The organism is Sediminibacterium sp. C3, assembly GCF_000508085.1.
In the GTDB taxonomy this organism is placed as follows: Bacteria; Bacteroidota; Bacteroidia; order Chitinophagales; family Chitinophagaceae; genus Sediminibacterium.
Map to the genome: position 1 here is coordinate 2,848,682 of NZ_KI669560.1, position 24,432 is coordinate 2,873,113.

The 24,432-nt window shown below is 36.9% G+C and carries 33 protein-coding genes; 1 reads left to right on the forward strand and 32 read right to left on the reverse strand.

Features of this window, described 5'->3' with window-relative positions; all coding sequences use genetic code 11:
- Positions 1 to 88 precede the first annotated feature (88 nt).
- The 24 genes from F777_RS0113350 to F777_RS0113465 form a co-directional block, all read right to left on the reverse strand.
- Entirely contained in the window at positions 89 to 862 is a 774-nt protein-coding gene (locus F777_RS0113350) for a sulfite exporter TauE/SafE family protein (protein WP_026752482.1), read from the reverse strand.
- A gap of 16 nt (positions 863 to 878) precedes the next feature.
- The gene (locus tag F777_RS0113355; RefSeq protein ID WP_026752483.1) at positions 879 to 1,460 is read right to left on the reverse strand and encodes a hypothetical protein; all 582 of its coding nucleotides are present in this window, start codon (positions 1,458 to 1,460) and stop codon (positions 879 to 881) included.
- Complete coding sequence (locus F777_RS0113360; protein ID WP_051408618.1) at positions 1,457 to 1,993, reverse strand: RNA polymerase sigma factor; 537 nt, start codon at positions 1,991 to 1,993, stop codon at positions 1,457 to 1,459. The genes F777_RS0113355 and F777_RS0113360 overlap by 4 nt, the downstream gene beginning before the upstream one ends.
- On the reverse strand, positions 1,944 to 2,780 hold the full coding sequence (locus F777_RS0113365; protein WP_026752485.1) for an alpha/beta fold hydrolase: 837 nt from the start codon (positions 2,778 to 2,780) through the stop codon (positions 1,944 to 1,946). The genes F777_RS0113360 and F777_RS0113365 overlap by 50 nt, the downstream gene beginning before the upstream one ends.
- Positions 2,781 to 2,871: 91 nt before the next feature.
- The gene (locus tag F777_RS0113370; RefSeq protein WP_026752486.1) at positions 2,872 to 3,903 is read right to left on the reverse strand and encodes a hypothetical protein; all 1,032 of its coding nucleotides are present in this window, start codon (positions 3,901 to 3,903) and stop codon (positions 2,872 to 2,874) included.
- Between the two features lie 26 nt (positions 3,904 to 3,929).
- Positions 3,930 to 4,145 (reverse strand): helix-turn-helix domain-containing protein, encoded by a 216-nt coding sequence (locus F777_RS0113375; RefSeq protein WP_026752487.1) that lies wholly within the window; start codon positions 4,143 to 4,145, stop codon positions 3,930 to 3,932.
- A 3-nt stretch (positions 4,146 to 4,148) separates the two neighbouring features.
- Entirely contained in the window at positions 4,149 to 4,685 is a 537-nt protein-coding gene (locus tag F777_RS0113380) for a DUF2975 domain-containing protein (RefSeq protein WP_026752488.1), read from the reverse strand.
- Between the two features lie 76 nt (positions 4,686 to 4,761).
- Positions 4,762 to 5,067, reverse strand: a complete 306-nt coding sequence (locus F777_RS0113385) for a hypothetical protein (protein WP_037369509.1) — start codon at positions 5,065 to 5,067, stop codon at positions 4,762 to 4,764.
- 77 nt (positions 5,068 to 5,144) lie between these two features.
- Complete coding sequence (locus F777_RS0113390; RefSeq protein ID WP_026752490.1) at positions 5,145 to 7,130, reverse strand: alpha/beta hydrolase family protein; 1,986 nt, start codon at positions 7,128 to 7,130, stop codon at positions 5,145 to 5,147.
- Between the two features lie 25 nt (positions 7,131 to 7,155).
- The gene (locus F777_RS0113395) at positions 7,156 to 8,115 is read right to left on the reverse strand and encodes a proline iminopeptidase-family hydrolase (protein WP_026752491.1); all 960 of its coding nucleotides are present in this window, start codon (positions 8,113 to 8,115) and stop codon (positions 7,156 to 7,158) included.
- Positions 8,103 to 8,510 (reverse strand): hypothetical protein, encoded by a 408-nt coding sequence (locus tag F777_RS0113400; protein WP_026752492.1) that lies wholly within the window; start codon positions 8,508 to 8,510, stop codon positions 8,103 to 8,105. Before F777_RS0113400 ends, F777_RS0113395 begins: the two co-directional genes overlap by 13 nt.
- A 24-nt stretch (positions 8,511 to 8,534) precedes the next feature.
- Positions 8,535 to 8,807: a hypothetical protein gene (locus tag F777_RS0113405; protein ID WP_026752493.1), complete on the reverse strand. Its 273-nt coding sequence runs from the start codon at positions 8,805 to 8,807 to the stop codon at positions 8,535 to 8,537.
- Positions 8,808 to 8,823: 16 nt separating this feature from the next.
- A complete protein-coding gene (locus F777_RS0113410) occupies positions 8,824 to 9,246 on the reverse strand; it encodes a VOC family protein (RefSeq protein WP_026752494.1) in 423 nt (140 codons plus the stop codon).
- Between the two features lie 49 nt (positions 9,247 to 9,295).
- On the reverse strand, positions 9,296 to 9,676 hold the full coding sequence (locus F777_RS0113415; protein WP_026752495.1) for a DUF1304 domain-containing protein: 381 nt from the start codon (positions 9,674 to 9,676) through the stop codon (positions 9,296 to 9,298).
- A gap of 3 nt (positions 9,677 to 9,679) precedes the next feature.
- Positions 9,680 to 10,147, reverse strand: a complete 468-nt coding sequence (locus F777_RS0113420; RefSeq protein ID WP_026752496.1) for a glycosyl-4,4'-diaponeurosporenoate acyltransferase CrtO family protein — start codon at positions 10,145 to 10,147, stop codon at positions 9,680 to 9,682.
- Between the two features lie 89 nt (positions 10,148 to 10,236).
- On the reverse strand, positions 10,237 to 11,187 hold the full coding sequence (locus F777_RS0113425; protein WP_026752497.1) for a hypothetical protein: 951 nt from the start codon (positions 11,185 to 11,187) through the stop codon (positions 10,237 to 10,239).
- Positions 11,184 to 11,648: a DUF6265 family protein gene (locus F777_RS16800; RefSeq protein ID WP_051408619.1), complete on the reverse strand. Its 465-nt coding sequence runs from the start codon at positions 11,646 to 11,648 to the stop codon at positions 11,184 to 11,186. Before F777_RS16800 ends, F777_RS0113425 begins: the two co-directional genes overlap by 4 nt.
- A gap of 48 nt (positions 11,649 to 11,696) precedes the next feature.
- Complete coding sequence (locus F777_RS0113435; RefSeq protein WP_161631521.1) at positions 11,697 to 13,616, reverse strand: MORN repeat-containing protein; 1,920 nt, start codon at positions 13,614 to 13,616, stop codon at positions 11,697 to 11,699.
- A gap of 91 nt (positions 13,617 to 13,707) precedes the next feature.
- On the reverse strand, positions 13,708 to 14,529 hold the full coding sequence (locus tag F777_RS0113440; RefSeq protein WP_026752499.1) for a sterol desaturase family protein: 822 nt from the start codon (positions 14,527 to 14,529) through the stop codon (positions 13,708 to 13,710).
- Positions 14,530 to 14,610: 81 nt separating this feature from the next.
- Positions 14,611 to 16,014 carry a WG repeat-containing protein gene (locus F777_RS0113445; protein WP_026752500.1) on the reverse strand — a complete coding sequence of 468 codons (1,404 nt, stop codon included), beginning with the start codon at positions 16,012 to 16,014 and terminating at the stop codon, positions 14,611 to 14,613.
- 165 nt (positions 16,015 to 16,179) lie between these two features.
- Positions 16,180 to 16,569 carry a DUF1398 domain-containing protein gene (locus tag F777_RS0113450; protein WP_026752501.1) on the reverse strand — a complete coding sequence of 130 codons (390 nt, stop codon included), beginning with the start codon at positions 16,567 to 16,569 and terminating at the stop codon, positions 16,180 to 16,182.
- A gap of 136 nt (positions 16,570 to 16,705) precedes the next feature.
- The gene (locus tag F777_RS0113455; RefSeq protein ID WP_026752502.1) at positions 16,706 to 17,053 is read right to left on the reverse strand and encodes a hypothetical protein; all 348 of its coding nucleotides are present in this window, start codon (positions 17,051 to 17,053) and stop codon (positions 16,706 to 16,708) included.
- 89 nt (positions 17,054 to 17,142) lie between these two features.
- The gene (locus F777_RS0113460; protein ID WP_026752503.1) at positions 17,143 to 18,231 is read right to left on the reverse strand and encodes a serine hydrolase domain-containing protein; all 1,089 of its coding nucleotides are present in this window, start codon (positions 18,229 to 18,231) and stop codon (positions 17,143 to 17,145) included.
- 318 nt (positions 18,232 to 18,549) lie between these two features.
- On the reverse strand, positions 18,550 to 18,759 hold the full coding sequence (locus tag F777_RS0113465) for an antitoxin VbhA family protein (protein WP_026752504.1): 210 nt from the start codon (positions 18,757 to 18,759) through the stop codon (positions 18,550 to 18,552).
- A gap of 197 nt (positions 18,760 to 18,956) precedes the next feature.
- On the opposite strand from F777_RS0113465, the gene F777_RS0113470 reads away from it, so the two are divergent.
- On the forward strand, positions 18,957 to 19,526 hold the full coding sequence (locus F777_RS0113470; protein ID WP_026752505.1) for a plasmid pRiA4b ORF-3 family protein: 570 nt from the start codon (positions 18,957 to 18,959) through the stop codon (positions 19,524 to 19,526).
- Between the two features lie 38 nt (positions 19,527 to 19,564).
- Here the strand turns inward: F777_RS0113470 and F777_RS18040 are convergent, their stop codons facing one another.
- From F777_RS18040 to F777_RS0113510, 8 genes are all read right to left on the reverse strand, one after another.
- Positions 19,565 to 19,732: a hypothetical protein gene (locus F777_RS18040; protein ID WP_161631522.1), complete on the reverse strand. Its 168-nt coding sequence runs from the start codon at positions 19,730 to 19,732 to the stop codon at positions 19,565 to 19,567.
- A 255-nt stretch (positions 19,733 to 19,987) separates the two neighbouring features.
- The gene (locus tag F777_RS18445; protein ID WP_235785956.1) at positions 19,988 to 20,278 is read right to left on the reverse strand and encodes a hypothetical protein; all 291 of its coding nucleotides are present in this window, start codon (positions 20,276 to 20,278) and stop codon (positions 19,988 to 19,990) included.
- Positions 20,279 to 20,575: 297 nt separating this feature from the next.
- Entirely contained in the window at positions 20,576 to 20,878 is a 303-nt protein-coding gene (locus F777_RS0113485) for a nucleotidyltransferase family protein (protein WP_037369512.1), read from the reverse strand.
- Between the two features lie 74 nt (positions 20,879 to 20,952).
- The gene (locus F777_RS0113490) at positions 20,953 to 21,219 is read right to left on the reverse strand and encodes an alpha/beta fold hydrolase (protein ID WP_026752507.1); all 267 of its coding nucleotides are present in this window, start codon (positions 21,217 to 21,219) and stop codon (positions 20,953 to 20,955) included.
- Between the two features lie 83 nt (positions 21,220 to 21,302).
- On the reverse strand, positions 21,303 to 21,686 hold the full coding sequence (locus F777_RS0113495) for a VOC family protein (protein WP_026752508.1): 384 nt from the start codon (positions 21,684 to 21,686) through the stop codon (positions 21,303 to 21,305).
- 1 nt (position 21,687) lies between these two features.
- Entirely contained in the window at positions 21,688 to 22,800 is a 1,113-nt protein-coding gene (locus F777_RS0113500) for an alpha/beta hydrolase (RefSeq protein WP_026752509.1), read from the reverse strand.
- A 23-nt stretch (positions 22,801 to 22,823) separates the two neighbouring features.
- Positions 22,824 to 23,870, reverse strand: coding sequence for an acyltransferase family protein (locus F777_RS0113505; RefSeq protein WP_037369515.1), 1,047 nt, complete (start codon positions 23,868 to 23,870; stop codon positions 22,824 to 22,826).
- Positions 23,871 to 23,881: 11 nt separating this feature from the next.
- On the reverse strand, positions 23,882 to 24,432 hold a 551-nt coding region (locus tag F777_RS0113510; RefSeq protein WP_071790359.1), incomplete at its 5' end, for an ankyrin repeat domain-containing protein.

Here is a 24,432-nt window from a genome sequence, read left to right on the forward strand (position 1 = left end):
TGAAGAAAAAACGATTTGATTCTTCGCCGAAAGTATTTAATAAAAGATTTCTGCCTATGGGCCGCACAGCCCATTCTTATATTCCCAATTAAATAAAACCCGCCCCCAAAGCAAGGGAAATTAAAATCAACATAATAGCCACTGTTACCTGTAAAAACTTAAGAGTTACTTTCTTTAAAAGTTTGTTGCCAATATAAGCACCGATAATAGCTGAAAAAGTAGCAAAGACCACCAGATTCAGGTTATCCGTAAGACCCGCACTGTTAAACCTGGTAGCGTAAACACTTAATCTGGTAAAGTCCACAAAAGTAGAAACCACTACTGCTGTTGCTACAAATGCTTCTTTAGAGAGACCTGCTTTAATTAGAAAGGCACTTCGCAACGCTCCCTGGTTGCCGGAAAGCCCCCCGAAAAATCCACTTAATGCACCACCGACCGGAAGTTTATCCTTGCCGAATTGCAGATTGCTGAAATAAGGAATTAAATCGATGCTTGCAAAGAGAATGAGCAAAACAGAAATGATAAACTTTACCGGGAACACCTGAAAAGTTTTTCCAAATAGTTGATATGTAAAAAGCGGTTGCCAATTAGTGATGTTCAGCAACAACCAGGACCCTAGTAAAGCAGCCAACACTGCAGGAATTCCAAAACGCAATACCACTTGCCTGTCTGCTGCTCGTCCAACCAACACTAATTTGAAGATATTATTAAAAAAATGGACAACCCCTGTAAGAGCAATGGCTAAGTCTACAGGGAAGAAAATCATAAATACGGGTGTAAGAATCGTCCCTAAACCAAATCCTGAAAAGAATGTCAGGATGGCCACAAGAAATGCCGTCAACGATATAATTACGATTTCCATTTTTGCTTTATGATAGTTACTGAAGTGTCTCTCCCCGCTGCAATTTAGCAAGAACAGACAACTCTTTGCGATTGGCCTTGTAAATGAACCAGGCAAGTACCCCAAGGCTACCGAAACCTGAGAAGACAAAATAAAGATAAACCCCGTTGGAAAATTCCTGTTTAAATACAGGAAGCAATAGTACAAAACCAATTATATAAGTAGCATAAAGCAAGGGAGTGATTACCAGGTGCAATATTCTCCGTTTGCTATAAAAAGCGGTGGACTGTTGCAGAAAAGTGCTAAAATCTACCAATCGATCTAATTGCTGAAACTGAAGTGTATTGATCCACTCCAGAACAATACGGATGGCAAGCGAGCCAATCATTAGCAATAAGCCAATAGAAAAGGTTGTAAAGCTAAAGCCAGTGTATGTTGCAAAGTAAGCGATAAGGATAAATACGGTTAGTGACAGCAGGCCAATCGTCCAGCGAAATTTAGCTTTCACCTGTTTTGCTTGTTCTTCGGACAACTGCATCAGTTGTTCCGGCATTGGACGTTGAGCCCCTATACCAGACTGTTGTTGCCAGGCTTGTTCTAAGTTGGTAAATGGTTTCATATCTGTACACAGTTTGATAGTTGTTGTTTAATACGGTGAATGCGAACACGGAGGGTTTCTTCTCTCAAGCCTACTACTTCTGCAATGGCGCTGTATTCCAATCCCTCTAAAACCATCAGTATAATGACCTTACCCGTTTCATCCAGCTGCTGAATGCAGCCATACATTTTCTTAAGGCGTTCTTCCATCACAGGATTGTAAGCTTCGGCCGCCATTTCGGGTAACTGATCGGTTTTAATTTCTTTTTTCACAGAAGCTTTACGCAAATATGTAAGACAGGTATTCACGGCAATTCGATAGAGCCAGGTACTGATTTTTGCTTCGGCACGGAATTTAGACAGGTGTTGCCAAACTTTCATGAACACTTCCTGAGTGGCATCCGCAGCCAGGCTTTCTTCTCCACTGAAATACCCTATACACAGACGGAAAATAGCGGCATAATGCTCTTCATAAATGCGTGTAAACAATTGCTGATCGGCCACTTTACTGAATATTTTCTTTGATTTTATTGATATACCATTCTGGCTGATCATACATTACAAAATGAGCTGCTTTATCTGCATAATGAATGACTTTATTGCCCAATTTTGCATATTGTTCGTTATATGTTTTTTCAACCATGGCTTTATTGGGATGAGTGGCGGCCAATACCACAACTGGTAGCTGAATGCCGGCAATATCGTTTCTTAAATCCAATTTAAGCAAATCAACATAACCATATACATAGGTTTTACGATCTGCCTGCAACATCATGTCTACCACTTTGGCCTGTTTTTCCTTGTTCAACATCATAAATCCAACCTGTTGCAGCGCCTGTTTACGAAAACTTGCCGTATCCTGCTGCAACATTTGCTTGCTGTATGGACTTTCATACACAATGGTGGATGCATCATAATTTGGCATCATCACTGCACCATTACAGGGCAATGCATCCACAGCAATTACTTTTTTAAACAAGGATTGATCGGTAGCCGCCAACCATAAACCTAAGGTTCCACCCAAGCTATGACCAATGATTACAGGCTTATTTAATTTTTTACTTTTAACATAGGTCACAACCTGATCCTTAATATTTGGTAACCAGGGCATTTCAATAGCAGGAACACCTCCAAAACCAGCAAATGTGAATACATGGCATTCATTATTGGTCGACAAAGCTTTTACGGTTTCTTCAAAGATTTCACCAGTGCAGCCAAAACCTGGGAAAAGCAGTACAGGATTTCCTTTACCAATTACTTTTACCTGAAAAGCTCCCTGAGCCTGAGCAGAAAACCAAATACTAACCATACTGAATACGAAAACCAATAGCTTCTTTTTCATTGTTATTGTTTTTTAATTTCAGTTTGGATGCATAGGCAAATGATTTGTTACAGGATATGGAATATTTTTTTAAAAAAAGGGGAAGGCTGTGTTAATGAAAAGAATTAAGGCTATTAAAGTTCAACAAAATCGCCTCCTCGTTCATTTTTAATTCAACCAATTTTTCTAAGTGGTAGGCCTCTTCCGCCTTATCAACAAGTGTTGCCAAATCAATTAAATTATCACTCTCATCATTGTTTTTCCACTTGAACAAGAATGTATGTAAATCTGTGAAGCTTTCTAATTGATCAGTATCTATATCATCAATTCTCCTAGTTAAGAGCCCAATAAAAACGCCAAAGTTGTATTGTAAGTTTTCCTTCATTTCCGGCGCCTTTATTTCATGATAAAGTTCTTTAAAAGTGATACCAAGTTTTTTGAGTCCCTTGTATGCGAAGTGGATGGTTCCTGTTCCGGTAGAATCCGTTTCCCAACCCGGATCAAAAAGCACTTTCCTGAAATATGCTCTCCCTGCATTTCCGCAAAGTGAAAATCCATAAACAATCCCAGCATTACAATCGGTAGAAGCAAACTCACAACCTAAATCATATAGATTTTGGAGCAATGTACTATTGTTTTCTACTTTAGAAACCAATGCAGGGATAAATTCCGGAAATAAGTTTTTTCCATAACAGTTCTCAATGGCTGTTTTAATTTTTTCCTGGTATTCTGTACAGTCAAAATGGAGGAGGCCTAAGATGGCATACTTTGAGATATAATAATCTGCTTCTTCCGGGGATTCAAATATATAATCAGCCAAAACCTGCTTAACTGGCGTATATTTCAAATAGCCGAGTAATGCTAATACTTCAGGATTATTGGCATCCAACAACCGATTATTACTTATTGCTACCTTAAAAATTTGTGCAGCCACCTTTTCATCTCCCCACTTTTTAAAAATGGGATATAGATACGAGTAATGAAAATCGAAGGGATCATCCTGTAATTGATTTAAAATGGCATCCATATCTGTCTTGTTCCCGCATTTCATTATAGCATTAACCAGACTCTGAATGATGGTTACATCTCTTTCCGATTTTTCAACTTTCAAATAGGCAATTAGCTCGGTAGTTGTCCTTAACATTTAGAATATGTTTTTACAGGTGTAAGTTAACTTTCATCCCCACTTCTATATTCCAATATATCGGCTGGCTGACAATCCAGGGCTTTACAAATGGATTCTAAAGTACTAAAACGTATGGCTTTTGCTTTTCCAGTTTTTAAAATGGAAAGATTAGACAATGTAAGGTCAACTTTTTCTGATAACTCATTCAGTGACATTTTACGCTTTGCCATCATCACATCTAAGTTTACAATTATGGGCATAGCTTAAACAGTTAAATCGTTTTCGGTTTGAATTTCTACTCCCTTTTTAAAAATCGTTGCAATAATATAAACCACAGCCCCCATTAAAATGAATGCCTGACTATCTACCCAGAATTGGTCTAAGTGACTGGTTGTAAATCCATAATGGTTAAGACTAGCCGTAATCTTTTTCGCTATATACCCCAGTAAGCCGATGGACAGGGTAAGATAACTCACTCTTGATATCTGTTTTGAAACAAAGGAGCTAAATGGTTTTTTCATATCCATTTTATGCATCAGCACGATTATTATATAAAACAATATGGCTTTTAATAAACCAATCGCCAACAAAAAACCATAAAGCCCGAAGAAAGCCCATTTGCTCTCTTTATAGATTGGCATCAGATCTAATTTCTGATACAGATTCACCACCACTTCCGGTTTGTACAAACTGAAAAAGAAATTCACGATCAGGCCTCCGGTTTCAATGGATAAGCCAACAAAAATGAGCCAGGCAATGGTATATAGGCTCCAGTATACAAAATTGTTTGTTTTTGACATAATAGGATGTTTTAATTATGCCGCAAAATAGTAAATATTTATTGATAAACAATAAATATTTATTTTTTAATAAAAATTATTTTTTTACTCGCTTATAAGTCAAAAAATTACCCCGACCCATATAATTTAAAACCAGATTGTCTTTGTCTACTTCTTCTACAAACCAGCACAGGTTGGATTGTGCACAACTAATATAGTATCCCTTTTCAGTGGTCGCCTCAGCCCCTTTATCTGATTCATTAAGACATTTATCAGATAGAATAAATGCTTCAGAATCCCACTCTGACATACCCCCTGCTATTTCCTTTCGAAGATTTTTCTCGAAAACCAAATAATTAGTGGGGTCTTCTACATGTTGCCAGGTACCTTGTAGCAATTCCATTGTTGCTGTCTGAACTTGGTTGCAAACCAAACTCAAAAGAGCAACTAACAAAAAATACAATCGCATTTAAAATAAATTTAGTCAACCGGTAAAGCCTCCTCTTCACCAAAAATATATTTATTAAACCATTGCCAGTTATGCCATATGGCAGCCAAGCGCTCTTTGGGTTTATTGATGCCATGGCCAAAACCTTTGTAAACAACCAACTTAGAAGGGATGCCCCTGTCTTGTAAGCCACGGTACAATTCATAGGCATTGGAAATAGGAACGCGCTTATCAAATTCACCATGTTGAATTAAGGTAGGCGTACTTGCCTTATTAATATTGGTCATAGGTGAGGTCTTAAGATAAATGTCCATATCACTCCAGGGCGTAGCTTTAAGGTATTGCTGGGTGAAAGGCGCGATATCAGTGCTCACATAATAAGTTACCCAATTGGAAATACCTGCACCTACAGAAATGGCTTTGAACATATTGGTATTGGTGGTAAGAAAAGCAGAGATATATCCTCCCTGACTCCATCCCATACTCCCCATTCTTGAGGTATCTATAAAGCCCTTGCTATTGAGAAATTCAACCCCACTAACTACATCCCACATATCACCTACTCCCAGGTTGCGAACATTTAAAGACCGGAATTTCTCGCCGTATCCTGCACTACCGCGGTAATTTACCCTTAGCACCACGGCCCCTTTTTCTATCCATTGCATCACCGGATATACATTCGTTGGAAGCGGTTCCGGAAAATCAATTGCAGTAGGCCCACCATGAATTACAACCAATAAGGGATACTTTTTTGCAGGCTCAAAGTTTCTGGGTTTCAATAAAACGCCTTCGATGGAAGCACCATCTTTACTCTTCCATTGAATTACTTCATTAACCGGAGTATTCCAGCTGGAAATTTGAGCTGCATTATTACTAATCAACTTTACCGGTCCATTCATGCGCCATAGATACACATCGCTCAGTCCTTCATAGTTTCTACCCAATAATGCAATTGCATCACTATTCTTACTGAAAGACAATGCCGCAACCAAATCAAGTGGAAGTGACACTGGTTTGCTGGTGCCCGTTTTGGTATCTACTGTATACAACTTTTGTTTGGTTCTTTCCAGGGCCAAAATAAATAGCCCTTTGGCATTCCAGTCAATTACATTTTTATTCTCATCAATATCGGTAGCAATCTCCCGGCTCTTTCTACTTGCCATATCATAAATAAAAAGCCGGTTGTTCTTATAAAACTGAGAAACAGAATCAGTCACGGTACTGTTATAGACAAATTCGGTTCCCTCCGGGTTCCAACGAATAAATCCATCAGCAGCAGGATTGGCAACCAAGGAGGTGCTTTTTTTGTCGCTTGTATTGATCATAACAATATCTGCGCTGATGCCAGAATTAATCAGCGGATCTTTCTGGCGATTAAAAACAATGCTCTTCCCATCCGGGCTCCAATCAAACCCACTCACATTAAAATTGCCCTCAGTTAACCTTTTGGAAGCTTGAATTTTTACACTGTCCTGGTTAAAGTTTAGTATCCATAAATGTGTCTGCTTGTACTCTTCTCCTTCTACACCAAAACTACCATAGCGCTCTTTGATGGTTTTATCTCTCTTCGTATCTGCTTCGGTTTTAGTGATGGCAATTTGTAATCCATCCGGATTCCACTTATACGCACTTACCCCTTCCTCCTCTTTGCTGATTTGTATGGCTTCCCCTCCATTCACTTGAATAACATGCAACTGGGTTTTCTCTCCCCTGTCTGCGAGAAATGATACGAAGCGTCCATCCGGAGAAAATTGCACCGCTGTGCTGCTTGACTTATTGGTTCGGGTGAGTTGGAAAGGTTCTCCTCCCTCCTTATACATCCATATTTCTGAGTCGTAACTATTCGCTGCCCAATCGGTTGAAGTTACTGTATATACAATTGTATTTCCGTCAGGGGAAATAACCGGGGAATTGGAGCTTTTTAAACTGACCCATTTTTCAAATGAGACGGATGCATTTTTTTGGGAAAAAACAAAATTAGCAAGGCATACCAGGATGCCGGTGTAAAGGATTCGCATATTGAAGGATTGTACTTAAATATACTTATTTACTAGTCTTTGTTTCTAAAGAATTTATAAAAGCCCTAATAGCTTTCAAATCAGCCGCGGTATTGTCATTCATGACCGAATGACCGGCATTATTAATTACCACAAATTGCGCATTGGGGGTAAGGCTTTGAAACTTCTTTACCGTTTCAGGCATAGCAATATCAAACTCTCCTGTTGTATATAATACCGGAACTTTAATGTTCTTTAGTTCTCCAATCAAATTCATGTCTTTTAGATTTCCACCTACCAAAAATTCATTAGCACCGTTCATTTGTAAACCGAGCAACTTTCCGCTATGTACTATGGATGAATCAAGGTATCTATTCATTTTCCGGTTATAAAACAAAGAATAATATTTATTCAAAGCCTTTGCGTAATTAGCTGTGTCCGTATACTTTCCTGCAATGAAATTCAATAAAGGAATACGATCAATGGAATCCATAGCATTAACTCTCTTGTAACTATCAGCCACCCAGGTTCTTGCGTCGAAGAAGGGACTCTCTAAAATCATAGCACTTGGCTTATATTCTCCTCGTAAATAATGGCTTACAGCCAGCATTGATCCATAAGAGTGGCCATATAGATAAAACTCTTTGAGATTTAACTCTTTTAAAAGTGTATTTAAGTGTTCCAGCTGAGTTTCAAGATTCATTAAACTGGTATCTACTGAATTGGATGAGCGTCCGGAACTTAATTGGTCGTAGACAATGATTTGACGGTCTTTGGCTAATTCGAAAAGCGGGGTTAAATAGTAACTCGGAAACCCTGGTCCACCGTGCAACATTACAATTGGAGTTTTTGTACCGGATCCAATTACTTTATACCATAGCTTCCCACCTTTTACTGCTAACTCGTATTCGCCTTCTTTGGGATTCTCTGACTTGCAGGAAAAGAGAAGACAAAAACAAAGTGTAAGAATCAGGAAGTTGTTGAATATTGATTTTAACTTATCCATTTACAGTAGGTTTTTACTTCAGTCCATTTACCTTTCTCATTTCTATATAATTTTAAATGACCTTCCCCGCATTCATAACCACAATGATTGTCTGAATAAAAAAGACAATAGGTATCGTTTTTCAGAAAAATGGGTACTGAAAAAGAGTAATAGCCTTTTCTCCGCCTGTCTTTAAAAAATTCATTAGTAGCATTTTTACTCATAATTCTTACTGAGTTAAAAATATCACTAGTCCAAACAAAAGAAGTGGGTTTGATTTTTTCTTTAAGAGGTACTGAAAGAGAATCCTTGGGTAGTATAAATCCTAATCTTGAATTTTTGGCTTCCAGAGAAGTAGCAAAAAATAAAAAAAGCAAAAACAAAGAAATACCCCTTAACAATGATGAAAATCTCATGCGCTATTGAAGGTTAGAAATGTATCAAAACTGCTTATTCAAATTATGGTATTCAATTTTGGCCATATAGGGATAGTAAGGCAGGATTTCAATTAGTTCCTTTGTTTTTGCCTCATCCACATTTTGAAAGATCAAGACTGCTTCTTTTTTGGAAACCGAAATAAAGAAGCTTTCCAATATTCCTTCCTGTTTCCATTGATTTACAAATTCCATTTCTCTTTTGGGCAAATCCGGAGTGGAAATAATGGTTTGAATTCCGCTATCGGATAAACTGATTAGAACGAGTATTCGGTTCATAAATATATATTTAATATTAAAGCTTCACGTTGTCATTTTCGTCAAGTTCCCAGAATGGATTAAAAGCAACTTCAAATAAATGACCATCCAGGTCTTTAAAGTACCCACTATACCCACCCCAATAAACCTTCTGCGCTGGTTTTACAATAGTAGCACCAAGTGCTGCCACTTTTTCCAAAATTTCGTCTACTTCTTTCTCCGATCTTGTATTATGAGAGATTGTCAGACCAGAAAAGGAGCTTGATTGGTAGGGCAAGGTTGTGTCTTCCGCCAGGTCCTTTCTTGGATGCAATGCCAAAATAATTCCGCCCAGATCAAACAAAGCCAAGCCATCCAAACTTTTATCTGATTTTTTCCAACCCAGACCTTTTTCATAAAAGTTGAGTGATTTTTCAAATTCATCCGTTCCGAGTGTTATTAAGTTTAGTTTTTGTCTCATTTTCTATCTTTTATTTAGTTCCCATTTCCAGATAAGTCCATCTTCGGGATCATTGATTATTTCCATTTTCATAAATAAGCAAACAAATGATAGCAATCATGGCTGGCAAGGCCTGAACAAAGAAGATTTTCTTACTGGCAGTTATTGCCCCATAAACTCCGGCTACAGCCACACAAACCAGAAAGAAGAGCGCAATATTTTTTGACCAAACTGCATCAGTAATAAAAAATGTCCAAATTAATCCTGCTGCCAGAAAACCATTGTATAGTCCCTGGTTAGCGGCTAAAGCCTTGGTTGGCTTAAACAAGTGTGCTGGCAAAGATTTAAATGTCTTTTTACCAATGGTTTCCCAGGCAAACATTTCAAAATAAAGGAAATAAAGATGCTCAAGCGCAACAAGGGCAATTAGTATTTTGGCAAGAATGACCATAGTTTATGTATTTAATCTTTTTATTAACTTATCAATTCTCCTTTTATTTTGCTGTTGCAACAAAGAGGGATTTAAATTCATCCATATATTCACTACTAACATGATGCCTGCCCCCAGGTATTTCTGATTCATCAACTGAATAAGTACAAAAATCAGTACAAATACAAAGGCAAACAAATGATCAATTTCCGCCTTGGTCATTTCTTTTCGAATACGTTGCAAATCAGCTATATTCATTTTCCTGTCGCATTTCAGGGAAGGATTTAAATACCTAAATACTGTATTCTTTACCACCCACTTCACCAATTCAACTCCGAATAGCTTATTAACCCAATCGCTTTTGATAAAATTAAGTGAGGAAAGCTTTTCCGAATAAAGGTTTGAGTTTTTAATTATAGCGGTCGTAATCATCCCAACAATAAAAGAAATGAATACAATAGAGATGCTGAAGGTTATATATTTAAATATCATTCTTTACCAATTGTATTTTTTTGAATTTCAGCTCTATATTGGGATTTGATTCGGAACACTGTTCATTGCATTCAGTTTCAAGTGCCTTATTACAATATTGTAAACTTCATTTTCGTAAAGTCTATTACGATTATTTTGTCTTCGAAATAAGCATTACCGATAAGACCATATGCTCCCGCTTCCTTAAAAATATTTGTATGATAAAGTTCCGGATCAGGATGAACATAAATTTTAGGACTGCCAATCTTTAGATTACCCAGTTTAACCTTTTTCCTGATTTTCCCTCCGGGAACGTCATAGGATTTTCCCCAGGTAGTAATATTAAATAAGGTATCGGTGTAACTAACCATATTACTTAAATCAGGAAATGCGGCTGTTGTTTTCAAAGGAAATAAACTGGCGCCACTATCATAAAAGAAGGGAAAAAATGCATACCCAATTCTAATCGGTAATATGATTCTATTTTGATACAGTGTAAAGTCAATTGTGTTCATCTTGTTCGCATAAAATTGCGCCGACAATTGATCTGCGTATCCTATTTTATTCTTTTTGAAATCAATAATTAAAACTCCATTTCTAAACAGGTCAATTCCCATTGTACCAAGGGTTGTAGAGGAACCCAGGTTTTCCATAATTACCTCTTTGTCTATATTATTCCCATAATTGGGCAAAAAACCAATGATGTTTTTGGGGAGCTTATTTCCTGAAATTACAATACCGCCATTTTTAAGATTGATGAATCCATCTGCCTTTAGTGTATCAACTTTAAAGAATAATTTATCCAGATAAGGAAATGCCCTTGTAAAAGAGTTCCAAACATTGCCATATACAAATGTTCTGGGTGAACCGGTATCGAACTGCCAGCGCAAATTAAAATTAACTGTGTCAATGGTTGATCTTAACATCATGGCTTCTTTGGGATTAGCACTATCCCCAGCCCAATAGAAATTGAACCATCTTAGTTTTTCATTATCCAGATTCTGGCCAAAAACAAAAAAGCCATTGATTGACAGTAGAATTGCTATGAATACTGATCTCATTCTTTAATTTTTTCAAATTCAAAAGGAATCTCTAGTGAATCATTGGAAATCACCGCTTTGATCTTTCCCCTTTCTAACCAATATTTGATCTTTTTGGGGAATTCGTTCGCTTCATTTGTAAAAACAAATGCATTGGGTGTAAGCTCTGTCAACACAAACTCGGTAGCTTTTTCTTCATCGGGCATTTTTACGAATAAAGCCCCTTTGCCTCCGGATAGAAAAATGTCCATTTTCTCCTGAAATATGGTATCGCCTTTTTGAATGGTTAAACCAATACCAGAATAGCTACTGTCATTGGGTTTTCCCCAATTTTCATAGGTCTCTTTTCCCGCTTCTTCATTGGTTCTTTTCCAGTTACCCAGTAACCAATCCAGATTGGGATCTCTATTTTTAGTGGATTCAGAATGGGTACTACAGGATAGAATAAAAAATCCTAAAAAGACAATTATTATAGGCTTCATATAATCAAATTTAATAATGATTATATAATTACCTATAAAAAATGACTCTTATCTTTTATTTGTTCCGAGCGGTACAGGTTCATTGCCTGCCAATCCTCCCGCACAAGCTGTACAACGGCTCGTACGGGAAGTGGTAACTGGTGCGGTGGTGCTTTTGGTGGTCTTTTCCCAAACGATATAACCTGTGGGTCCTGTCTGATAGGTTTTCTCTGTTTTGGTTACCCCGGAAAAGACAGTATTGGTTGTAGGCTTTAGATAGCCGGTTCCATTGCATATAAGACAGGCTTTGGCCCGAAGGGAGCGCTCACCGGTTAGGGTCAGATCTGCTTTGGTAGAAACCGAACTACCGTCATCCAGCAAGAACATACCATTCTCCTTTTTCATGATCACATATTTTTTACCACGGTAAAGCACTACCACACCCGGATAGTACCTGTCGTCATAAATTTTATCGGTTATGCTATTACCAGATACGAAGGATCCCTTTTCAAATATGCCAACCAGCGACTTGTTGTTGTCATAAACACTTCCCGCACCGTGTAGTCGTCCATCCTTAAAACTACCCACAGTTACGTCACCAACCCCATCGCTCCTTGACCAGATACGAATACCCGTCCCGTTCAGCTCACCTAATCTGAAATCGCCATGTGTAGCATATGAACCATTACCATTAACTACTGGGGTAAATTTAGTACCATAAACCAATTGATTTCCTACATGCAAACCCCTGCTGCTATAGATCTCTTCGGGCTTATCCAGCTTAAAATAGTTTCGTATACCTAAGCCGTCGGGCATTCCATTGGTAAACTGTCCCAGAAAATACTCGTCGTCTGTGTTAGCAGCGTACATGATCCCCCAACCATGCGGAACCCCTTCCTTATTAAACGTGCCTTTGTAAATGTATTTGACAGGCTTACCAAAAACGGTCTTTCGGGATTCATCAATCAATTCATATTCATCGAGCTTATTAAAATTGACAAAAAATTCCCGAAGCTGTTCTTTATTTTCTACGGGTTCTCTGGTAAGTTTCTGATTAATTTCTTCCAGCAAATTAAGATCGGTTTTGAGATCGCGAATAGCAGCAGGCCATTTTTCTTTCACCCCTACCGGAATGCCAAGCCCTCCTTTAAAATAAACTTTACCACTGTCCATGTACATCCCGATGATATCATTAAAATTCACTTCTTTTAGTTTTCCATTTTCATCCAGTTTTTCTATTCGGAACATAGGAAGAACTTCCCCACCTTCCTTAGTAATGTAATCAATTGAGCCAGATACAATACCATTGGGATTATAATTCACCAGCTTTGCGGATTCATAAATATTTTTTCGCAGCAGTTCGGGTTTATACTGAAATAACTTTCCAATAATGACAGGAGAATTGTTGGGATGAAGACTGTTTACATCATAGATATAGGTGGTAGTTCCAAAAGCTTTTACTTTAGGTCCACTATCTCCTTCATAATAACGTTCTACTTCCAGAAATACATCAGGCTGGGTTTCTGCCACTATTATTGGCTTATTATCAATATCGGCTACTATCTCCTTTTCATTAGCCGTTCTGGTATCATTTGCCCACCTTTGTTTTTCCCTGATATTGTGGTTTGAAAAAAACAACCTTAACTGCTCTTTTTTATTCCCACTGGCATCAGGGTCCATTTCTATATACGCCAAATAGAGATAGGTTTTTTTCTCAAGAGTATACGATTTAATATAATCTCCAAAGAGATAAACTTTATTGTACTGCTTATTTCTGCTCCTTACTTCTATACCAAATGAACTTATTTTACCCCACCCTATTTCCCGGGCATACAACTGATTGTAAATAAAATCATACTGGGCCCTGCCTATCGTATTCTTTTGGGGATCATAGGCGTTGCGGCTGGAGAATATGGGTGACTGTGTATTACCTGCAACAACAACTAACAAAAATGTTATGACAATCAGAAGAATTCTTAGTGACTTCATGGTTGGCAATATAGTCATCAAGAAGAATAAAGGCAATACGAAGAAATACGTATTTAGCTATTGTTTTGATTTAAGAGGAAACTGGGGTTATTCAATTCTTTGAATTATCTGAAACTTCTCTTTTAATGGTAATAAAGGGACTTTTCATTAGATAGAGAAAGGACTGCTGCTTCTCCTCCTCAAATTCAACCAAGCCATACTTCATCTGATTCACAGGAATTAACTTAAATGTTCCAAAAAGCCTGTCCCAAATAATGAAAATATCGGCAAAATTAGAATCCGTGTACACCTGCTCCTGGTGATGGTGTACCCGATGATGGTCTGGCATCACAAAAAGCAGCCCTAATGTTCTGTTCAAACAATTAGGGTAATTCAGGTTAGAATGTTCTATAAAGAAGAAAATGTAAACAATGAAATAATATAGTGCCAATGATGTTACATCCAGTCCAAATATTCCTGCCGCAACTATATTACCAGCCTGATATACAATAGCCAATTCAATGGGATGAAATCTAAAGGTGGTAGAAGAATCCATTTGGGTATCGCTATGATGCACTCTATGCAATCTCCACAACAAAGGAATTTTATGCGAAGCCCTATGGAGCCAATAGGTTGCAAAATCAAAAAGCATCACACTCAAAATCAACCTTATCCAAAAAGGTAACTCTATAAGATAAAGCAGCCCTATTTTTTTTGTATTGAGCCACTCAATACTGCTAACCAGAATAGTAAAGAAAAATAAGTTTAAAGCAAAGAATACTATTTGAAAAAGAATGTTTTGAAATAAATGCTTCCCTCTTTGCTTGAAAGTGAATGGATTATCAAACACTTGCTCCAGGGTATAGAAGAATGCCAGAAGACCAATTATTATATAATTGGGATTAATGCTTAGGATATAGTTTAATATTTCCATCATTTAAAATTAGGACATGTAAATAAACTTTTGCATTCTCTCTTTATCGTGGATTGACCGTGGCAAGAAGAATACACTATTTTACTTCACCTCCTTCCCTGTTTTATCAATATAGAAAATTCTCTTATCCTTATACACTTTGGCCTTCCCATTCATAAACATCCACCCATCCGACATATTTGTATCAAAAACAAAAGGATACAAATGTGGTATAACCAGTTTACCTGACTTGTCTATAAAACCATAAAAAGCATCCCAGGTTTTACCAAGCGGTCTTGCCGCGGCCAGTCCCTCTGAAAAGGGAAGCGCATCTCCGTATATAAAAGCTGTAATCTCTTTTCCGCTTTCATTAATATATCCCCATTTCTCCGTCCCATCTTCCATTATACATACCGCAGCCATTCCTTCTGAAAAATCCTTTACTTTATGATATTTAGGGTTAACTATGTCTTCTCCTTTGGGGTCTTTAAATCCATATTTCCCATTTGTGCCTTTAAAGGATGTTAGGTTTTTACTCGCTTTCTCTGCTTTTTCATCCTCTTCAATAATCCGCAAAGCTTCTTTTGCTTCTTTATACCCTTTATCTGCCGCTTTTTTAAACTGCAATTTACCTTTGGCATAATCCTTTTCTATTTCATAATAAATTGCTCCAAGAGAAAACGAACTGGCTAAATGCCCCTTTTGCTCCGCCGTCAGAAAAAACAATTTTGCTTTTTCATAATTCCCTGCTCTAAAGAAAGCGCTACCGTCAATGAATTCAGCATTACCGTTGCTCATTTGATTAACCATATCTTTATAAACCTGGTCTTTCGGATTTGCTTGTAATGCTTTTTGATACCAACTGAGGGCCGTAGTAAAGCTTTTTTCTACACCAGAACCTTCTAAATACAAAAGTCCAACACTTTCCATGCCGTTCGCATTCCCTTTTTCAGCTGATTTTATAAACCAATCCATTGCTTCTGCATATTTCTGAGCTTTATAAGCAGTATATCCTTTATTAAATTCGTCTAAGCCACTGACAGTTACATTCACACTATTCTGCCAATTCCCCCTTACCCCCTTTCCTGGTGGTGGCACGTTTGAAGGATAGGCAGGTCCATTCATGGTATTGGCATATAGTGTAGTGTGCCTTGCTACTGCTTTGACCAATGTTTGCTCGTCTTTTGACAGGTAGTTGTTCATAAACATTGTCATATCTTCCTGGTTATTGACCCTCATTAAAAATTTATAGGCAGCCAAAAAATCATAATCTATTAACTGACGCAAGTATGGAGCTGTTTCCTGTACAGCTTTTTCTTTACTGGCTTCGGCTATACGGCTGTCAAAGAATTTAGCAAGTGCTTTTCCTCTTTCATCGGATTTTGCTTTGCTTTCAGCCTGAGTTTCCAGTGCTTTTATAGCTGCCTGATAATTCTGTAATGCCTGTTGCGCCTGTGCAAATATTCCTGCCAGTATAAAGCATAGGGTGATGGTAGCTTGTTTCATAAATCGTGTATTCAGTATTGGATACAATTAGTGGAATTTTATCCGTAATGTCAATACGGAAAATGTGGTATTTTTTGTCTGAAGTATGGGTGGATTACTGGGGGGGGGGATTTTGTGCAGGGGGGAAAACGATGCTAATTGGAGTTGATAATCTAAATAATAGAATTATTGAGGTATCTGCTCAATCAATAGGGCATTGCCTGCTTTATTGTAGTAGGTGCAAGTCATTTTCTCCATATTGATTTCCCATTTTTCAATTCCGGTAGATGCGCACATTTTAATAAATGTCAGGAAATCAGTCTTTCCTTGCTGGTGGGCCTTTAACTCAGCTTTGAATACATCTTCGTTAACTGAATCTGCAATATCAACAGTCTCGTATTTGGCTGGAACATTTGCTATATAGTTATTTGCTCCATGATAATTTGTATGTCCATCTGAAACATAGGTTTGATATTTGGTAACACCCAAGGATTTTATTTCCTTAATGTAAGCTGGAAAATCTGCCCCTGATTTTACTATACTATGGGCAGATTGTAATTGTTCAACTGTAAACATGGTAGTTGAATATAAGAAAAATTTGAATGTGCGGGGGATGTTTTGGGGGTATAGATTCACAAATTCCGTGTGGAGTTTGAAAGCAAAATTTGAAAAACGGAGTCAATTAGGATTTTATAAAAGTCTCATTATATTTTCACAGTCCTATCTTAAATCTCCAAAATAAAAGTGTTACTAACACAATCATGGAAATCAATGTCCCAATTGGCAAAAACCAAATTGTCAAAATGCTAATTATTAACCCCGCTGGGTAAGTCCAATCTTTGTTTGTCCATAATGCATAAATCCAAATAAGCCATAATAGTCCATATAAAATAAATAACCACCCAAGTTTAAAAACGTCAATATTTATTTTATAAAAAATATTAGCCCAAGGTCCTGGTTTTTCAGGCCCTATATACTTTCCTTTCACAGTTACAAAAATCCCGTCAATTAGCATAAAAGCACCGTTTAAAAATCCGAGTATTGTAATTATGAATTTCATACAGAGTTAGATTATTATGATCATAAAATGGCAGGGCGATTAAGGCTGTTGATTATGCAAGATTGTATAAGTTAATGGTGAAGCTGTTATTAAAAAAGTTCTTTTAATCTACGCATCAGCAATCTTACACCTTGTTGCGTATTATTATTGAATGAATTGGTAAATATTATGTACCCAATGCCTTTACTTCGATTAATCTGCACAGTAGTATAGTAAGTTCCAACTGTACCTGAATGCGTGGAATATTCACCCCCATTCTCCTCAATATTATACCAACCCATCGCATAATTTTTCAAGCCATTATGCAGGAATGAATAAGTACTTGCTTTCAAATAATTATTGTTTCCTTGAAGTCCATTCAAATGGAGTTGAATGAACTTAGCAAAATCTTTAATTTTCAGATTTAAATCACCGGAAGGTTCGGTGTAATCCAAACGGAAATCGGTATTTGAAGGAACAGGAATTAAAGTTCCTTTTTCAAAACTATGTCCCCAGGTATCCTTACGTTTTTGATTCTCAGGCCATGAAAATGCCACATCCAATTTCAAATCCGCATTGAATACTTTAATTACCAACTCTTCCCAAGATTGATTGGTTACTTTCTCTAACATTAAAGTAGCCAAAGTATATCCAGCATTAGAATATATGAAGGGTCGCAGACTATCGGTCTTTAATGGGTCAATTTTTAATACGAACCTACCAAATGCCTTTCGTTTTTCCACTTTGGTTCCATTAAAAGAAGGGACTTCCGGATCAGTACTATCCCCTTGTAGTGTATGAATTCCAGCTCTATGAGAAAGCAAATCCTTTAAAGTAATATTTTCGTATTCTACCTTACTTTCCTTTTTCCATTCCGGAAACAAATCAAAGAACTTGGTTGACCAACTTAGTTTTCCACTTTCTACATACTTTGCAATCATAAAAGCGGTCATAGCTTTTGTATTCGATGCAATATGGAAACGGTCGTTTAAAGTGGCCGTGTCGGGGAGATTAACAGAATGCTTACCCATTGCATTCATTTCCAAAATCTTCTTCGAATTTAAAACAGCATATGACAATTCAGGAATCTGATAATGGTTTCTAATAGAATCCGCATACCTAAGTACATGCTGACTGTAACTTGTTACAGAAAACAAACTAAGGAAAATGTATGCTAAAAGAAATTTACTGCTTTTCATATTCATTAAGAATCTTTAATGAGTCCATCATAGTGTGTTTTGATTTTTTAGAAACTACAAATCTGTACCATTAATAAGATCTAAAATTAAATCATTCAGTATATCTACTCTACTTTCAATTGTCCCTTTCATATATCTCTCGTAGACATCCCTATTTTCTGGTGGATTCAGGTTTAAGTTATACCCTTTTCCTAACACTAACAATCTTATAAATTCTCTTTGAGCCCTCCCGTTTCCCTCTCTAAATGGGTGTAAGTAATAAATATATTTTAATGCTGTTTAGTTAGGTCAATATACCTGTAAGAACTAAATATAAGCCTATTGCTTAGCAAATACCACTAATTCTTTTAATGATATTTTATCAGTTACATAGTCTCTAATTAACTCAACCCCTTTGGGTGTAGGGCTGAACCCTTCAAACATATTGCTTGTAAGAGCATTTGCTGTACCTTCTAATGTTTTTAAATCCGAAAATTTAACACCAAGAATTGTCAAGTCATTTCTGTCTATATCTAAAGTATTAAACATTTAATTACTGGCTTTGAAAATGAAATTACATAAAATTACCCTTAGTTCAGTTTGGAATAGAATTTCTAATTAAATTGAACTAATCCTTCATCATAACCCCATCAACTCCTTCGGCACTTCTCCGGCATAAAGAAAAGGGTGAATAGCTTGCTGATTACCACAAGCCAATTGAAACCCATATTCCCTAAATTTGATTCATGTTAAATATACTAGTACTAGAAATAATTCTCGATCACACAGAACCTCTTATATGGAGAAAGATAATCGTTCCAACTAATTTCACTTTAAATCGGCTTCACCATGCGGTTCAAATTGCTATGGGATGGAATAATAGTCATCTTTTTGAGTTCAATTATGAAAACTTCTCCATCGGCATAGTCTATACTGATTTAGAAGATAACCCTAATATTGACGCCAGAGAAATCACTCTTGAAGAAGTAAACTTACAAATAGGTGATGAACTAAAATACATTTACGACTTTGGTGATTACTGGGAACATACCATTAAAGTTGTAGATAATAAATTTGATAAGCCTATCAAACAATTACCCTACTGCATCACAGGTAAATTAAATTCACCGCCAGAAGATGTTGGTGGCATTAGCGGGTTTTATCATTTTGTAGAGGTAATGAAAAACTTTAGACATAAGGAGTTCAAGGAAACATTAGTTTGGTATGGTGGATTTTTTGACCCACTAAAATATAGTACAGCAAAGATCAACACTAAATATAAAAGATTTGAAAAGTATATGGAGCATTTTGAATGATAATAAAGTAATGCCTATTGTTAAGTGAAGTGATAGTTTTAAATATTTATATCAGCAGCACTTACTTTTTTAATTTTCCCTTTATCAGATAATACAAGGAAACCATTTTGAGCCTTCTTTTGAGTAAGAAGCTTCTTAAATGTCAGGTCTAATCCTTTTCTAATTAGTTCACGAAAATTTTGAATATCGATTTCAGTCTTTTTCATCCTTCTGTCTTTTAATTAGTTGCCAGATTGCTTCATCATGAATCTTTATTTGAACATCACCTTGACCTTCGGCTACAAAATTAAATGGTTTCGTTGAATTATCTATAACAATCCAGAAATCGCAAACCTCAATAAATTTATTAATAAGGTTATTTGTCCCCCGAAAATATCTCCTACGTATTGTTTCTTCTGGAATATTGTGTCCACCTTCGCTTACCCGCAACTTAACACGTTCAATTGCAAGATCTACATCGTTTAGCCAAAAAAACAGCAACGTAACCGAATACCTTTCTCCTTTGCGAGTTTGATTGTATTTATATATGAAAGAGTTGTCAATGTTGTCTCAAATGCAAAGTCAACACTTATATTTATAAGTTCCTCTATTCTTTCAGGCATTATTCGACCAGCTTGAAATGAAACACTTTCTGGCTGGAAAGGGGAAAGTCCTTTCGCAATCTCATCAGCATTTACAAATTCCTTGCAATTAAGCATTTCGGGAAGTATTGTAAATGATGCAGTTGTTTTTCCTGCTGCTGGCTTGGCCACTAAAAAACTCGATTAGCTAAAAGCCAAATTACTGAAGTTGATTGAAACTCTAAAGCCAATGGACCATTGCTGAAAGTCCAACTTGCGTAAATCCTTATGTTGTGTATAAAGCAAATTATTCGCCTAATAAAACAATGACTTCAGCTTTTAATACTGGCAAGTGTAGAGTTACAATGCCCCAAACAACCTCATCAGAAACTGAGTCTTAACCATGAACTATCCGACTTCTTGTATCGACAATTTTTCGTGAATTTGATATTCTGTAAGTATAAAATGTCATGAAGCCAAGATTTTACTTCAATGTCCATAAACAAGTTGTCTTTGCTGATTAACAGCTTGTTTAAAATAGGGATTCTTTATTGCTTTTTCCTCCAAAAGATCAATCGGTCTTTTTAGAATTTCTTCTAGAGAAAACTTGAGATCGAAATAATTATCAGCGTAATCCTCCAAATTAACATTAGCAAATTCAACGATTAGATCAATATCACTATTAGCATCAAACTTGTCTGTCAAAACTGAGCCAAAGGCATAAAGACTCTTCACCTTGTGTGTTTCACAAAGTTTAGAGATGTCTTTAGTATGTGGCAATAACTTAATCATTAATAAAAGTCTACAATAAAGTTAAACAAATGGCGAAGGTTGGATAATCTATGTTACTACTGATGGATAGGCTACTATGCTACACTTATAAAAGTCAAAAACCAGCCCGGGTGCGCTGTTGAATGGGTAAGCGTGGCTGGATGGGTGGTGTCTTTACCGTGTCCGGGTAAATCGATGGCAAGTACCTTATACCCCTTGCTGGTCATGAATGGCACTACTTTATCCCAGCACCATGCGCCATGCCAGGCTCCATGTACCAGTAGATAGGTTTTCTGTTTGTTCTGAGCGGACAGGGTTGCCGAGGTGATCAGGAGGAAAATGAAGGGAAGGATTTTTTTCATGCTAGCGTGTTTTGGACGCTAGTTGAATTTAAGAAAAATTTGAATGGGTTGGGGAAGGTTTTGGGTTGGGGGATTGAAACTGTTCATCTTGCCGAATGGTCGTATTGCATACAGCAAATTAAATTCCCTTCTGTGTCCAAAAATTTAGCAATAAAGCCAACGTAGGGAATGGCAGTTTTGGGCATAAGCACCTGACCACCATTGTCTTTTACTTTTTGCATGGTTTCATCAATATTCTCAACACTTATTGTGCATTCCAATCCAATAATTCTTTCAGGAACCGGTGAATACTTTCTTGATTGCATTGCACCAATTAATTCCCCATTCTCTGACTTGTCTGCCTTGATCTGCAAAAAGTCGTCCTGTCCATAAGAATTGAATCCCCATTCAAAAACGCTTTCATAGAACTTTTTTGCTCTTTCAATCTGATCTATGTGAATGGCAAAATGTGTTAATTTGTTTTTCATTTTAATTGTTTTTAGTGTATAATTTTTTAGTGGCTTTGTCCTTAGTTAAGAAAGCTGCGATGGTTTCAGTATAGGTTGCTGGCTTATCCCACCAAATAATATGTCCTGCATTCTCAATAAACTTGTATTCTCCTTTTAGTAAGTCTGCATATTCAAACACAGATGAATATTCACCCTGATCGTATTGCCCTTGTAAAACAAGTGCTGGAATACTGAGTGATTTTAATTTAACTCTTATATCTGTCAGGTTCCCATAGTAATTACTAAATCCGTGTGAATAGCCCCCTGCTCCTCCTTCCTCCGGTTTAACATTATTAGGATTGGCCACCATCCCTTTGGTAAATTTTGAAGCCATGGTATTGGTATAGTCGTCAAACTCTCTATCATTGGACCATTTAAAATTAAAAGCCATTGCACAAACCATTGTCATTACGATCCTAGGCTGTAGAAAATCCCTTTCAGTCTGTTCAAACACTTCAATGGGCTTTTTGAATTGGTATTTTGAAGGCACAGGATATAACTGATTCATATCTGCCATTGTACCATCCTCATTCGTTCTGTAAGGTTGTAAATCTCCAGGAGAGGAGAGTATTAATTTATCAACTCTATCAGGATGGTTCGCTAAGAAATGAGTTGCCAAAATACCCCCGTAGGAATGTCCGATTAATACCACTTTATCGGTTTTAATTTGATCCTTGATAATTTCATTTAAATCCTTCAAATGCCTGTTGAAGGAATAATCTTTGGGTTTGGGGAGCCTGTCTGATAATCCGGAACCAATTTGGTCGTAGAGATATACATCATATCCGTATTGGGCTAGTTTCTTCATTTGTTCAATGATGGCCGAATGAATATAACCGCCCGGGCCTCCGTGTAAGAAAATGATGCGGGGATTAGCGTTTGCAGTGTCTCCATCAATATATGTGTATGCAATTCTATACCCCTCTGTCATAGACCAATACCTGGTGTCTGGTCTGGGCTTGATAGGTTTTATCGTCTCCTTTAAAGGAATTAAACTCCAGACTAATAAAATCAGGATTATGATTCCGATTGCACGAAAAGTATATTTGAAAAATCGCCTTAATAATGATTTACGGGTATTTACTTTTTTCATTCTAGAAAAAGTTATTATTTAAGTTATTTTCTTTTCAGCCCAAATAGAGGTCGTAAAACATCACTTCGCTTTAAAATGAATTCATAAAAGAATACACTTGCCAAAAGAGTAAAAAACAAAAGCAAAATGAATTTCACCTTTACATCAAGATTCAATGGAAACAATAACCAGGATCCAATGTATAAGAAAGCCATGTGAACTATATATACAGGATAGGCTGCTTCTTTAAAATAGACCAGCCACCTACTATCATTATTCAGATAGGTATACGCAAATCCAAGTATTGAGAATATCCAAGTGTTTGATTCTATTGATAACAAGTATGGGGATGCCGGTATGGGTGAATGCATAGATCTTACAATAAAAAGTACTAAGGCAATTAATAAGCAAATCCATTTCCATTTTAGCAATGTCTTCCAAAACGATTCTCCTCCCAGCATAAATAAGAATCCAGACAGAAAAGCCAACATACCCAAAACAAGTCCATGGAAAGTGAATGCATACATTTCAAACATGACGGGTTTTACAAATAACACTTCTAAAAGAAACAGAGAAAGAAACAGTAATAAACCAAAGGGAGTACTGAATATTCTTTTGATAAAAACAACCGCTTTATTATTCGCGCTTTTTATTAAAAAGTAGTAAACAGGCGCCAGAGCGAGTACATATAAGAGAATATTTCCCAAGAACCATAAATGTCCCAGTCCAGGCATATATGAGAATTCCCTTCCATAGTAATGCTGTAGTACCAGCCAATGAATCGGCACAATTACCAGGCTACCAAACAATAGAGGAACACCTATTCTAACAAATCGTTCTTTAAATAGCTGTATCCAGTTTCTGTTTTGGGTGGCCAGATACACTCCCATACCAGATACATAAAAGAGAATAGGTATGCGCCAGACATTCAACATGGTCATAGGCACCCATATTGATTCCCATGAATTATTATGGGTTATGAAACCAATAAAGCCGCCCCAGGGTTGAAAACCAATTGCCGTGTGATAAATAAGCAATAAGCCAATAGCAATCACCCTTATCCAATCAATATCATATCTTCTGTTAGACATATGTAGATATTTTACTTAAGCATTGTAGCAATAGCAGGTCTGATTTTCTCGATATACTTGAGATCAAGCTTAACCCCCATGGGTGCCAATATTTGTTGCATTTGTTCATAAATAGATTTGACAGCACTATATGGGCCTGCAACAGTTTCATATGCAGTACTTCCGTAATTATTCTTAAGGGATTTATTGGCTTTTCTAGCCAGTAACAACTTTACCATTTCCGGCTTACCAAAAAATGCCGCCACATGCAAAGCAGTGGAGCCATCGTTGTTTTTACTATTCAGGTCAGCCCCTGCATCCATTAATAAGTTTGCGATTGCTTTCTGTTCGTATAAACAAGCGGTTATTAATGGACTTGAACCTCCCATTGGGTCTTTTTGATTTAAGTCTGTACCAGCTGCAATATGTTGTTTAACGGCTTCAATGTTTCCAGTTACAACTGCCGTATGAATATCCATTTTAGGGGCCTGCTTTTTTGATATAGAAGCAGCATTGTTCTTTTGGGCGGATGCTTCTATATTTACCATTGCGACAAAGCAAAACGTAAAAGCAAAAAATAGTT